Source organism: Bradyrhizobium sp. 2S1, assembly GCF_011516625.5.
Lineage (GTDB): Bacteria > Pseudomonadota > Alphaproteobacteria > Rhizobiales > Xanthobacteraceae > Bradyrhizobium > Bradyrhizobium septentrionale.
This window is the reverse complement of record NZ_CP147717.1, coordinates 3402410-3416033: the sequence shown is the minus strand read 5'-3', so window position 1 is coordinate 3416033 and position 13624 is coordinate 3402410. Positions and strand designations below refer to the sequence as shown.

Genomic DNA, 13624 nt, shown 5'->3' with positions numbered 1-13624 from the left:
GCCCAATGTTGAATCAGACCCGACCAGATTTGAACAGCGACTATCCAGACAAGCTCCTAGCGTTCCCAGAAGCCGCCAACGGACGCGTGAAGGCCATCAGGCAGGTGTTCAAGTTCGGCGTTCGGAAGAAGCACGCGCCATTCAATCCCGCGCGCGATGTACCGTATATCAAGACGGGATCAATCGGCTTCCACACTTGGTCGGTTGAAGAGGTTCGGCAGTTTGAAGAGCGTCACCCGGTCGGAACGAAAGCGCGGCTTGCGCTAGCGCTGTTGATGTTCACAGGGCAGCGCCGTTCAGACATTGTTCGGTTTGGAAAGCAGCATGCGAAAAGCGGCAGGCTCGCATTCACGCAACACAAGGGGCGGAAACGGAAGCCGAAGCAGCTAACGCTTCCAATACTGCCCGCGCTCCGCTCGATTATCGACGCGTCGCCCTGTGGCGAACTGACGTACCTAATCAACGATCTTGGCCGCCCCTTCACCGCTGCCGGGTTCGGAAATAAGTTCCGCGATTGGTGCGACCAAGCCGGGCTCGCGCATTGTAGCGCGCATGGTGTACGCAAAGCGGGCGCAACTATCGCGGCCGAGAACGGCGCGACATCGAGGCAGCTTATGGCGGTCTTCGGTTGGGACACGCTAAAGGAAGCCGAGCGGTACACGCGGGCCGCCGATCAAAAGCGCATGGCCGCCGATGCAATGCATTTGATCGAGGCGCGCGACGCTAAAGCGTGAACGCAACATGTCCCACCGAAAGCCGCAGTGGGACTTTTTCGAATTTTTATATTGGGATATCAGATACTTAGTTTGGAGATGGTGCCCAGGGGCGGGATCGAACCACCGACACTGCGATTTTCAGGCTCATTTTTCACCAATAGATTCAGTGTGATGGAGAATCTTTAGATGTCTAATCCGCCCACGAGGATCAATGAGTTATCCCAGATTCGTCTAACCTTGTCCGGTCATCTCGGTCCCGCCACCTAAACCAGCCACCCCCGTTCGTCGAAGGCAGAAAGATCAGTCCCGGGTGGGGCATACCATCCCCCTGATCCATAGCGGGCACCGAGCTTCAGAGCGATTTCCTTGTTGCCATATGGAATCCGCAGCGGCGTCCTGCTTGAGTTTGCTGACACGGGAGCCGTCGAATAGGCATCGGCGTCAACGTTTTGCTTTCGAGACCTCTTCAGCGGCGCAGCCTGGGATGCAACCGACCCTGCCGCTCTGTTGAAGGTCTTGCGACTGGGCTTGCGGCGTTTTTTGCCTCGATTCATTTCAATCCATGCGGACATCGCGACCGAGTTGGACCTCGCATCATCGGGGATAATGAGACCTTTCCCCTGCGCCAGCTTCTTGGCGTACAACAATTGTGCAGGGCTTACCGGTTTGGGGTCGAGCTTACCGGCCGTTTCGCCGTCTGACCTTTTAGACGCGTGTTCGCTAAGGAATTTGCGGCAGATCGATATCGACGTCTTATAGCCGAGCGGTGGTTTGATGCCCTTTTGCCAGACGAGGCTGTCAGCAAAGCGTTTCATCGCAGGCGTCGGTGGATACGTTCCTGTGCCATTGTCCCCTGCACTGCCAAGCAAGGGAGGTCCCACCGCGGTAGCCCCCTCCTTCATCTTGCTGATAATGCGCTCGGCGACATCGCATACGGCGTCAATCGCGCCGACCATCTCCTGTTTGCCTACAACGACGTCGTCGAGCAGGCATTCAAGTTGCGCCGTCACACCAGGATCGACTAGCGCCGGATCGGCTTGTTTGAGAACGCCGAACAACGACAGACCAGTCTCGGTCGGCACGATATTCTTCCCCTGGGGAGTCAGAAAACCCTGCTTCTTCAGACCTCCGATAATCTCGGCTCGGGTTGCAGGAGTGCCAATACCCTTGGCTTCCTTCAGACGATCTCGCAGAACCTCGTCATCAACAAACCGCCATGCGTTCTGCATCGCTTCGATCAGAGTGCCTTCGTTGTAACGCGGGGGGGGCCGGGTCTCCTTGTTCTCGATTTTTGGATCTTGCAACTCCCCCATCTCGCCGTCGCGCAGCGGCGGCAGCATTTGCGCCTCATCACCCTTTTCGTCGGCGGGTTGCCACTCCGGGAATGCGGCACGCCAACCGAGATCAATGGGCTGGCGACCGGCTGCGCGGAATTCAAAGCCGTGCACATCGAGCGTTGCGGTTGTCTGCCGATAACGAAAGTCGGGCATCAGGGCGGCCATATATGCCCGCGCGATAACGTCAAAGAGTTTCTTCTCGTCAGACGACAGACGAGGCCAGACCTCAGGTAGTTTGTCGATGGCGTTGACATTGGGAATGACGGCATGGTGGCTCGCGCCCTCCAGCCCCTTGTCGTAAAAGGTGCCGCTCGCGCCTCTACGAATCACCGGCGGCTCGGGTACAGGGATCGCGCTGAACGATTGGCCCGCCCGTAGTCCGGCTACGATTCGCGGCACGTCCGACATCAAGTTTTGCGGCAGATAGCGAACCTCTGCACGAGGATAGGTGATGATCTTCTTGCCTTGGCCGTCATACAGCTCCTGCGCCACTTCGAGCGTTTTGCTGGCTGACCAGCCGAAGCGCGAGCCGCAGAGTTTCTGCAACGACGGCAAATCATGCAGCTTGGGTGGCACTTGCCGCTTATCCTCGACGCGCACGGTAAGCGCGCCCTCGAAGCCTTCAGCCGCTTTGACTACGTCCTGGGCTATCTTGCGCTTAACAATTCGGTCCTGCGGCGCGTGCCGCATCTGGAATTGCCCACCCGCCACTTTCGCGGTGGCGACAATCTCAAAATAGGACAGCGGCACGAAGTTTCGGATTTCCAATTCACGCTTGCATACAATGGCTAATGTCGGCGTCTTTACACGACCAACTCCAATCACTCTTCGCGCGCCTTGTCCAAGGATGACGGTTGCGGTGCGAGTGAGCGACAGGTTGTAAATCTGATCGGCCTGTCGGCGCGCAACCGCGGCGGCGTATAGGCGAGAGTATTCGGTATTGGGTTTTGCGCGACCGAATGCGTCGCGGATGGTCTGCGAATCCTGCGCGGTGAACAGCACTCGCATCACCTGGCCGCGATAATCGTAATGCTCAAGAATTTCCTGACCGATCAGCTGACCCTCGCGGTCGCAATCGGTTGCAAGCCAAACGCGCTTGGCAGTGCGCAACGCCTCGCGAATGGCCTTGAGCTTGGCCGCTTTGTTACCGCCCTCTGCCGGGCAGGTACCGTAAAGACCTTCAGGCCGTAAAAGTATCGGCGACCATCGCTTCCAGGCCGGAACAACATCCTCCGGTTCGAGGAGATCGAACAAATGGCCCTCAGCTGGAAGAACATCACCGTAGCGAGAACCAATTGCGGCGCGGACGTCTTTGGCCTGGCTGGTTTTCTCCGTGATGACGATCTGATCTGCCATGACGGCCTAATTGGGAGGGTGCATTTAACGCCTGGAACATACCATGAACACACAGAAGCGCAAGCTACAATTAATCCAACTCCTGATAGTGCCCTGCTCGGAGGTTATTTACGGCGCGTGTCGGCGGACGGCATCCAGGGGGACTGCTTGCGCTCGTTCTTCACAACCGAACGCGAAGACAACGGCGATGAAGCGGTCCAGCATCGCCGTCTGTATAACGCCCTTAACCGCAGGTCATACACAACGGAGGATGACGCATCAAAAAAGCGTTCGCGGATGGGCGCGGCTGTAGTACGATTCGTGTAGAGAGGATCTATCGCGTCGAGCGCCAAGCAGATTCTAGCTATGTTGAGAAGCCGAGCTGAGGGTGATGAAGATGGGTTCTTTTCCATCGCGCTTCAGATCGCAGCTTCAGAAGCTCGGCAAGGCCGGCGCGACACCGCACAAGAGATGCGAACTGAAATCGACAAAGCGCGCTCGCGCAATTCGCGGGGGGCGTCGGTCGCGATTCCGTTTGCAAGTCCGCGTGGCAGTCTAGAGGGGCTGCTTGAAATGCGCGACCCACGTTACAAGCTGAAGGATGTTGTTTTAGGCGACCGCCTGCTGGGCCGCCTTAGCGATGTTTTACGTCAGCAGCGCAAACGTGACTGGTTGCGCGAACATGGCAAAACTCCTAATCGGCGCGTCCTGTTTGTGGGGCCACCCGGCTCAGGGAAGACGATGTCTGCCGAGGCTTTGGCGGGTGAGCTTCACCTTCCGCTGTTCATTATCCGCCTTGAAGGGATGATAACGCGTTATATGGGTGAGACGGCCGCGAAGCTGCGCTTTATTTTTGATGAGACTGCCAAGCGCCGCGGTGTTTACCTGTTCGACGAGTTTGATGCGGTCGGCGGTCAACGAACGGCCACGAATGACGTAGCCGAAATGCGACGCGTTCTGAATTCTTTCCTTCAGTTTATGGAGGAAGGTAACTCGACCGATAGCGTTATCATTTGCTCGACCAATCATCCGTCACTCCTCGACCGGGCCTTGTTGCGCCGTTACGACCAAGTTCTGGAGTTTGACGCGCCGACCTCAGCACAGATCAAAACGCTCATCACGGCCAACGTCATTCCGATGAAAGTGGTCCGTCCGGCGTGGAAACACATCATTCATGCGGCTGAGGGCTTAAGCCAATCAGAAATTGTCAGAGCGGCAGACGATGCTGTGAAGACGGCGATATTGGATGAGCGAAAGCAGCTCACCACGGAAGACCTTGTTGACCGTCTCCAAGAGCGTCACGCCATGCGAACGGCCTTTATGGACACAGAAGGTTCGTAATGTATGCCGTCGCGTTTCAACCTACCCCACATTGACATAATCGCATTTGCGACTTCGCAAGGCTATGTCGGCGAGCAAGGAGGCGGTTCAGGTGCTGTTCGTGAACGTGCCGCGCATGGTCAACGTGTTCAAAATGAACTGCGTGTTGCACTCGCGGCAGCTGACGCCGTCAAACCGACGGATACGCGCCTAGAGCCGCCCACCGGCACATTCGTCGAAGTTGAATTGAAGCGCGGCACGCCGCCTGACGTGCTCGACATGAAAACGCAAGATATACGCACCGGCGCGGTCAAAACGACCGAAGCAAATGACCGCGTGATCGCGCTGTATATTCCTGATCATGCACCTCCGGTTCTTGAAGAAATTCTCAACGACTATCTAAGCGGGCCGCTGAGCAAAGTAGGAAACAATCCTCCGAACAAAAAGAAGGTGGAGTCTATCGAGGCTATTCGCACAGCGCAATTCCGGAGGAAGGGCGTCGATTCGGGCCGGGCTCCATACCTCGCGATCGGCGGACATCGAAGCGAGTGCTACCGCCTGCGTTGAGCCGATGGCGAGCGCAGCGAACAGCAAGGCCGCGCAGAAAAGAACGAAGCGTGTCATCACAAGCTTTCCTTGCTCGCCGCTTCTCTCCGGAAGAGAGCGTACAGCGCTGGTAGAACCAGAAGGGTGAGTATCGTCGACGAAATGATGCCGCCAATCACTACGGTTGCCAGCGGCCGCTGAACTTCTGCGCCGGCGCCCGTCGCAATAGCCATCGGCACGAAGCCGAGCGACGCGACGAGCGCGGTCATGAGGACGGGTCTCAACCGCGCGGCGGCGCCATGCTCTACCGCCTCGAGCAGCGATCTGCCTTCGGAGCGGAGACGATCAATGAACGCGATGATCACAAGGCCGTTGAGTACAGCCACCCCTGACAAGGCGATGAATCCGACGCCGGCGCTAATCGACAGTGGGATTCCACGCAGCAACAGCGCGGCGATACCGCCGGTCAAGGCGAGCGGTACGCCGCTGAACACGAGCAGCGCATCTGCCACCGATCCCATGCTCATGAACAGCAGCAGGAAAACAAGCAGAAGCGCAATGGGTACGACGATCGTCAGCCGCTTGGTCGCGGAGACGAGCTGTTCGAACTGTCCTCCCCATACGATCCAGTAGCCGGACGGCAGCTTGACCTTCTCGGTAACCGCCTGCTGCGACTCCGAAACGAACGACCCCAGATCGCGGTCGCGAACGTTCGCCGTCACGACAATCCTTCGCTTTCCGTTTTCCCGGCTGATCTGGTTCGGCCCCGGAGCTGCATCGATTGTGGCCACCGATGAAAGCGGCACGTACCGCATTTGACCGGCGGCAGGACTCATCAAGGACGTTCGAATTGCGCCTTGGAGTGCGTCTTCCACGGGAGGGAGTGGAATCGGTATCGCCCGGATGGCCTCGAGATTGCCACGCAGGTGTTCGGGCAGACGCACCATGATGTTGAAGCGGCGGTCTCCCTCGAACAGCTTCCCGACGCTTTTTCCTCCGATGGCGATCTCCACGAGGTTTTGGACGTCGCCGACGCTGAGCCCGTAGCGCGACAGCGCCTGCCGGTCGAGCTTGACGGTCAGCACCGGCAGTCCGCCGCTCTGCTCGGTCTTCACGTCGGTGGCGCCGGGAATGTTCTGGACCGCGGCCTGCACCTGGCGGGCCGACTGCAGCAGGGTCTCCAGATCGTCTCCAAAGATCTTGATGCCGACGTCGCTTCTCACGCCCGAGATCAGCTCGTTGACCCGCATCTGGATCGGCTGCGAAAACTCGTAGTTGCTGCCGGGTATCTCCTGTGCGGCGCGCTCGATCTCGTCGACCAATTTGGACTTCGGCTTGGACGGATCAGGCCACTCCGCGCGCGGCTTCAGCATCACAAAACCATCCGATGTCGAAGGGGGCATCGGGTCGGTCGCTACCTCGGCGGTGCCGGTGCGCGTGAAGAAGGTTTCCACTTCCGGTATCTGCTTCACGCGGCGCTCGAGCGCTGCTTGCATGTCCAGCGACTGCGTCAGGCTCGTTCCGGGAATCCGGGTAGCGGTGATGGCGAGGTCGCCCTCGTCGAGGCTTGGAATGAATTCGAATCCCATCCGCGTCGCCGCAGCCCCGCTCGCGATAACGATGACAACGGCAACGAGCGCAACCGTCCGGCGGAACCGGATTGCCCCGGCCAGCAGCGGTAGGTAGATCCGCTTTGCTATGCGCATGAAGGCGTTTTCATGCTCAGAGACCTTTCCGGTCACCACCAGGGCGACTGCTGCCGGGACAAACGTGACCGAAAGCAACGCCGCTCCCGCAAGCGCCATCAACACGGTCAGCGCCATGGGCGTGAACATCTTGCCCTCCACGCCGGTCAGCGTCAGGACCGGCAGGTAGACGACCGCGATGATCATGGTGCCGAACAGACTGGGTTTGATGACTTCGTGCGAGCCTTCCCTGATCGCCGTCAACCTCTCCGGGAGGGACAGCAGTCGTCCGCGCCTGTGCTGTTCCTCGGCGAGAAGCCGCAGGCAGTTCTCCACGATGATGACCGCTCCATCAATGATGATGCCGAAGTCAATGGCGCCGAGACTCATCAGATTCGCGCTGATTTTCGCCTCGACCATGCCGGTGATCGTCATCAGCATCGCGAGCGGGATGACACACGCGGTGACGATCGCAGCGCGGAGGTTGCCCAGGATCAGGAAGAGTACGACGACGACCAGAATCGCCCCTTCGATGAGATTTTTCTCGACGGTTGCGACCGTCGCCTCGACGAGCTTGGTCCGGTCGTAGACTGTCCGCGCAATGATCCCCTCGGGAAGCAGTTTCGACACTTCGGCCAGTTTCGCCGCGACGCGCTGCGCGACGGTCTGGCTGTTTTCCCCGGCCAGAAGCAGCGTCGTGCCGAGCACCGTTTCCTCGCCGTCGACCGTAGCCGCACCCGTGCGGAGGTTGGGGCCTTCCTTCACTTCCGCGACGTCTCGGATGCGGACGGGAATGCCTCCGCGGGAGCCGATCACGATGTCGCGGATCTCCTCCTTGTTGGCGACCTGACCCGGCGTGCGGACGAGATACTGCTCGCCGTTCCGCTCGATGTAACCGGCACCGACGTTGGCGTTGTTTTCCGCCAGCGCTCTCATCACATCCCTGAAGCCGAGCTTATAGGCGATCAGCCGCCCCGGATCCGGAAGCACGTGAAACTGACGGTCGAAACCGCCGACCGAGTTGACCTCGATGACGCCCGGCACCGTCCGCATCTGCGGTTTGATGACCCAGTCCTGAACCGTCCGCAATTCGGTCGCGGTGTATTCTCGCCCATCCGGCGCGCGGGCGCCCGGTTTCGCCTCCACGGTGTAGCTGTAGATCTCGCCCAAGCCGGTGGAAATCGGCCCCATCGTCGTATCGACGCCCGCCGGAAGCTGGTCCTTCACCTGCTGTATGCGTTCATTGACAAGCTGTCGCGCGAAGTAGATGTCGGTGCCCTCGTTGAAGACCACGATCACCTGACTGAGCCCATAGCGCGACGTTGAGCGCGTATACTCGAGCTTGGGCAGGCCGCCCATCGCCGTCTCCACTGGAAACGTGATGCGTTGCTCGGTCTCCAGCGGCGAATACCCGGGAGCACTCGTGTTGATCTGGACCTGGACGTTGGTGATGTCCGGGACCGCATCGATCGGGAGGTTCGTGAACTTCCAGACTCCGAGCGCGACCAGCCCGAAGACAAAGAGCATCACGAGCCAACGATGTCTGAGGGAGAACGATAGAACCAAGTTCATCTCAGGTCACCTCGTTGCATGACGATACACTTACTCACCGGCAGCTCCACCCTTGTACATTTCGGCCTTCGCGACGAAGCTGTTCTCGGCCACGTATCGTTCGCCCTCGGAAAGTCCTGATTTCACCTCGGCATGTTGAGCATCGGACTCGCCGATCAGCACCGGCCGGGCTTCGATCTTGTCACCTTCGCGCACGAACACGATTGTCTTGCTCTCGAGCGTTTGGATCGCGCCGACGCGGACGGCTACCGGTGCATTGCGTTTCGCCAAGACGAGTCGCGCCGTCACGAACAGCCCCGGCCGGAGCCGGCCGTCCGGATTGGTGAGGACGGCGCGCGCGAGGGCGGTCTGTGTGTCACTCGCGCCGACCGGTGAGACGTAAGAGATCGTCGCCTTTATATTCTCCCCACCATCATCCGGATCAATCAGGACTTCATCGCCGATACGGACGCGCTTGAAATCGTGACGGTACACCGAAAGATCCACCCAGATCGTCGACAGGTCCGCGACCACGAAAGCCGGCTTCTGCTCGGATGCGTACTCGCCGAGCGATATTTGCCTCTCAATGATCGTGCCGCTGATGGGCGCCTTGAGATCATATGCGGTAAGACTCTGGTTGCTCTCGATCGAGGCGAGTTGGTCGCCCTTGACCACGGCGTCGCCGATTCGCTTGCGGATGTCGCGCACGACGCCAGGAAACCGAGGTGTGACCTGCACGACGGATTCCTGGTTCGCCCGCAGAATGCCGTTGAGGTGCAGCGTCTCGCTGAGCACGGCACTTCCCGCGGCGCCCAAGGCTACGCCGCCCGCGGCCAATTTGGCGTCACTGATGAAGACGCGGTCCGCGCCGTGCTCATCCGGCTCCGCACGCCCCTCTGCCATCCTCGTCCTTTGGTCCGGCGTCTTCGCCAAGCCAGTCTTGGCGGCTGGCGAAAGCACCTTGAATCCGACAAAACCGAAGACGGCGACCGACAGGCCGACGGTCAAAATTCTAAAAGTCTTTTTCATCGTGCGCTCTCCCGCGCGAGTGCGAATGGATTGCCGACAAGCCCCTCAATAGTGGCGACGGCGATGTGGAAGTTTTGCTGCGCTTCCTGCTCTCGCAGTCGCGCCTGCGCTACGCTGGCCTGCGCGTCGAGGACCTCCAGCAGGCTGAAGCGTCCTTGCGCATATCCTTCGAAGATTGCATCCGCCGCCTGGCGCGATTTCGGGATCGTGGAATCGCGCAGGATCGCAAGTTCGCGCTGCGCACCCTGCAGCGAATCGTAGGCGCGGCCGGCAAGAACGATCAATGCGGCGCGGTTTGCTTCTCGTTCTGCACGGGTCTTCTCCAGGCTCTGTTCGGCGGAGATGACGTTGCCCTGGTTTTGGTCGAACACCGGGATGGGGATCGAAACGCCCAAGCGCACGGCGTCGTCGCCGGCGTCGTTGAAATGCCGCCAGCCGGCGCTCAGCCGCACGTCCGGATAGGGCCTGAGGCGCGCCATCAGAAGTTCAGCGTTGCGTTGCGCGTACACCGCGGTCCATCGCACCAATTGAGGGTTGGCGTCGATCGCGGCGACGACAGACTGGAACGACGACGGCCGTCCCACAGCCTCAAGCCTTCCGGATACGGCGGAGTATTTGGGCGATGTGTCGCCCATGATCACCGCGAGTTCGCGGCGCGCACTCGCGAGCACTGCGCGGACCCGCTCCCGGTCGGCTTTCACCAAATCGGAAGCGACCTGAGCCCGGCCGGTCTCGGCCGGCGAGGATGCGCCGGCGTCGACCCGTCGCTGCAGCAACGGCGTCAGCCGGTCGATAGCGGTGACGTGCTCGTCGAGGATTTGAATGCGACGTTGAATACCGAGCACGCCCAGGAATGCGATGGCCGTTTCGGAGAGAACTTCCAGCCGCACCGCCTTGCGCTGGATGGTGGCCGTGTCAAGCGCCGCTCTGCCAGCGGCGATGCGCGCATCACGCTTGCCGAACAGTTCGAAGAGCTGACTGATCTGCAGTGTCGTCTCCGCCGATCGCGTACCGCGGTAACGACCTGAACCAAAGGAATTGTCCTGTTCGTACGACAGTTCCGGATTGATGAGCGCGCCGGCCTGGATACTCTGGCCGGATGCGATGCCGACGTCGCGCTCCGCCGCGGTCAGCCGAGGGTTCGCGGCCAACGCGCGCTGCAGCGCCGTCTGAAGGGATAACGACTGGGAATGGGACATGCCCGTCAGCCAGGGGCCAACAAGCAATACCGACGCGCACGCGAACCGCGTGGCGGCACGAATCAACAACATGGAGACAACCTGATGAACGACAACATACGGGCCCGAAAGCCCGGCGAAGTGTGGTCAGGTCAGGTATCTTGGCGGAGGGGTTTCGATCGCAGCCAGCGAGTCCGGGTGAGAAGTCCGCGGCTCCCTAAGCAAAATCGATGGAGGCTTGACGAGAGCCAACACAAACATCTGCTCAAGCGTTTTCACGGAGAAACTATCGTCTTTGTCATGCTCCGCGACGACGTTTGCTCGGGATATCTCGATCTTTCCCGAGGAGCCGATGTTTGTGATCAACGATTCCACAGCGGTCGGCCGAACCATTGCCTCATTCACTTGGAGATCGCGCAACTGATGCAACGCCCCCGCCAGAAGACAGACGAGCGCAATAAGAAATGCCACGACAGCGCCAGAGCTGCGCGGATGCAGATTTCTGAACTGGCTCGATCTGGATTTCACTTTGCGGGGGACTCACGAAGTCGGTGTCTAAGAGTAACATGCGCAATCGATGGCGTCGACCGCGCTGCAGCATAACGAGGACGCCGACGATTAGCAGTGATCCCACACCAACGCCATCCCTTTCGAAGCGAGACCACACTCCAATATGAATTGTTTCACTCGAACGTGCGAACGATTTTCATTTGCGAGGACCTTCAAAAGGTCATGACGCCAGAATGCTCAGCCTTGTTGCCGGGTTCAACGTGAATGGTTATCAGCGATTCGCCAATTTCCTCCTTAATCGCCTTTTCAAGCCGATCGCAAATGTCATGCGCGGTTGAAACAGTGGTGCTGCCGTCGACGACAAGATGGAAGTCAACAAACGTCATGCGGCCGGCATGTCGGGTCCGTAGATCATGTGCTTCAATCGCGCCCTTCGCCTCGGCCAAAATGATCTCTCTAATTCGTACCAATGTCTCGGGTGCGACTGCTTCATCCATTAACCCGCTGACCGACTCCCTCATGAGACCCCAGCCGGACCACAAAATATTCAAGGCAACCGCCGCTGCCAGCGCAGGATCAAGAACGGCCCAACCGGAAATCGCCGCAATCCCTACTCCACCCAGCACCCCAACCGAAGAAAGCACGTCCGTGAAAAGATGGCGCCCATCGGCGACGAGAGCCGGTGATCTAAGCTGCCGCCCTCGACGGATCAAAAGCCATGACCATCCAGCGTTGATGAAACCCGCCACGCCGTTCACCGCAAGGCCCACCCAAGGCGCCTCTAGTCTGACTGAGTCACAAAACCGCCGGCCAGAATCAGCGATGGATGAAGCACGGACCATCAGTCGAGAGGCCGACATGAGCGGGCGTGGCACCAAGACGAGCGAGAAGCGATTTGCGACGTATTTGGAAGGGCTTGCCAGTGTCATCGGTCATGCTGATCGGAAGGCGCCGCTGCGCGACTATTGCGTCGGCCTGATGGCCTGTGGCGGTCGCAAGAGCGTGGAGTCGATGGCGGCGGTGACAGCTCCGGAACGGACGGCCGCCCAGCATCAATCGCTGCTGCATTTCGTCGGCAGCGGCGCCTGGTCGGATGAGAAGGTGCTGGGCAAGGTACGTGAGATGGTCCTGCCGGCGATTGAACGCCAGGGCCCCATCGAAGCCTGGATCATCGACGATACCGGATTTCCCAAGCAGGGCCGACATTCAGTTGGAGTTGCACGGCAATATTGCGGGCAGCTCGGCAAGCAGGATAATTGTCAGGTGGCGGTGTCACTGTCGATTGCCAACCACCACGCCAGCCTGCCTGTCGCTTATCGCCTTTATCTTCCGAAGGAATGGACTGAGGACTGCGATCGGCGGCGCAAGGTGGGCATTCCTGCCGAAGTTGGCTTCCGGACCAAGCCGGAGATCGCGCTGGAGCAGTTGCGGTGGGCCTGCGCGAGCGGCCTTCCACGCGGTGTCGTACTGATGGACGCGGGCTATGGCAATAACAGCGACCTGCGCACGGAGATCACGGCGCTGGGATTGACCTATGTGGCGGGTCTTCTGTCGAGCACAACGGTATGGGCGCCCGGTACCGGTCCCTTGCCGCCGAAGCCATGGTCGGGCCGCGGCCGTCCACCGAAACTGATGCGCCGCAACCGTCAGCATCAGCCGGCCGCCGTCAAGGCGCTCGCGATCGGCCTGCCGGCCAAAGCTTGGCGCACCATCACGTGGCGGCAAGGAACGAACGAAAAGCTGACCTCGCGCTTTGCCCGCGTGCGGGTCCGTGCCGCGCATCGTGATTATTGGCAAACCACCCGGCGATTGGAGGAATGGTTGCTGATCGAATGGCCAAAAGGCGAGGACCAGCCTACCAAATACTGGCTCTCGACATTGCCGGAGGATGTGGCATTCCGGACTCTCGTTGAGACGGCTAAATTGCGCTGGCGCATCGAACGCGACTATCAGGAACTCAAGCAGGAGGTCGGGCTCGGCCACTTCGAGGGACGCGGCTGGCGCGGCTTTCATCATCACGCAACAATGTGCATCGCAGCCTACGGATTCCTGATCTCCGAGCGGGAGACGATTCCCCCCTCAGGCACTCGGCACGCCCGGCCGATCCTGCTCGATCGCATTCCCGCAGATTACAGACCCCGCGGATTTGCCGCTGCGGACCCAACGTCACATTCCAAATTCGATCGCGACGATGCGACGGCGCCTCGAACATGGGCTCGTCCGAACGCTGTCGAGATGTCCTTGTTGTGCGATCAAGTTCGACCACTAGACAGATCATCGTTTGTGACGCAGTAGGACTAGGCTAGGGACGTTAAAAGGAAATCGCAGCAGCCCGCTGCCAAAAAGATCCAGGTGCATTCGGATTCGCGGACCCGCTCGCAGCTCGGATCTGAGATCATTGAATGCGCATCTAACTG

10 protein-coding genes are annotated in these 13624 nt (G+C 59.7%); 4 read left to right on the top strand and 6 right to left on the bottom strand.

Annotated elements, in window-relative coordinates:
* The first annotated feature begins 5 nt into the window (after window positions 1-5).
* Window positions 6-734: a tyrosine-type recombinase/integrase gene (locus HAP54_RS16110; protein ID WP_248114494.1), complete on the top strand. Its 729-nt coding sequence runs from the start codon at window positions 6-8 to the stop codon at window positions 732-734.
* 245 nt (window positions 735-979) lie between these two features.
* Here the strand turns inward: HAP54_RS16110 and HAP54_RS16105 are convergent, their stop codons facing one another.
* Window positions 980-3409: a type IA DNA topoisomerase gene (locus HAP54_RS16105; RefSeq protein WP_166301565.1), complete on the bottom strand. Its 2430-nt coding sequence runs from the start codon at window positions 3407-3409 to the stop codon at window positions 980-982.
* A gap of 345 nt (window positions 3410-3754) precedes the next feature.
* Between HAP54_RS16105 and HAP54_RS16100 the strand changes: the two genes are divergently transcribed.
* The gene (locus tag HAP54_RS16100) at window positions 3755-4729 is read left to right on the top strand and encodes an AAA family ATPase (protein ID WP_166301562.1); all 975 of its coding nucleotides are present in this window, start codon (window positions 3755-3757) and stop codon (window positions 4727-4729) included.
* 3 nt (window positions 4730-4732) lie between these two features.
* Window positions 4733-5275, top strand: a complete 543-nt coding sequence (locus tag HAP54_RS16095) for a hypothetical protein (RefSeq protein ID WP_166301559.1) — start codon at window positions 4733-4735, stop codon at window positions 5273-5275.
* Between the two features lie 56 nt (window positions 5276-5331).
* On the opposite strand, the gene HAP54_RS16090 is transcribed toward HAP54_RS16095, so the two are convergent.
* The 5 genes from HAP54_RS16090 to HAP54_RS16070 form a co-directional block, all read right to left on the bottom strand.
* Window positions 5332-8511, bottom strand: coding sequence for an efflux RND transporter permease subunit (locus HAP54_RS16090; RefSeq protein ID WP_166301556.1), 3180 nt, complete (start codon window positions 8509-8511; stop codon window positions 5332-5334).
* A 30-nt stretch (window positions 8512-8541) separates the two neighbouring features.
* Window positions 8542-9519, bottom strand: a complete 978-nt coding sequence (gene ihpB / locus HAP54_RS16085) for a divalent metal ion exporter adaptor subunit IhpB (protein WP_166301553.1) — start codon at window positions 9517-9519, stop codon at window positions 8542-8544.
* A complete protein-coding gene (ihpA, locus tag HAP54_RS16080) occupies window positions 9516-10790 on the bottom strand; it encodes a divalent metal ion exporter subunit IhpA (protein WP_166301550.1) in 1275 nt (424 codons plus the stop codon). The genes ihpB and ihpA overlap by 4 nt, the downstream gene beginning before the upstream one ends.
* Before the next feature lie 54 nt (window positions 10791-10844).
* Complete coding sequence (locus tag HAP54_RS16075; RefSeq protein ID WP_029079118.1) at window positions 10845-11168, bottom strand: hypothetical protein; 324 nt, start codon at window positions 11166-11168, stop codon at window positions 10845-10847.
* 251 nt (window positions 11169-11419) lie between these two features.
* Window positions 11420-12049, bottom strand: a complete 630-nt coding sequence (locus HAP54_RS16070; protein ID WP_414646197.1) for a cation diffusion facilitator family transporter — start codon at window positions 12047-12049, stop codon at window positions 11420-11422.
* A gap of 16 nt (window positions 12050-12065) precedes the next feature.
* Here HAP54_RS16070 and HAP54_RS16065 point away from each other — a divergent pair, with 16 nt between their 5' ends.
* Window positions 12066-13502 carry an IS701 family transposase gene (locus HAP54_RS16065; RefSeq protein ID WP_166306603.1) on the top strand — a complete coding sequence of 479 codons (1437 nt, stop codon included), beginning with the start codon at window positions 12066-12068 and terminating at the stop codon, window positions 13500-13502.
* Window positions 13503-13624 lie beyond the last annotated feature (122 nt).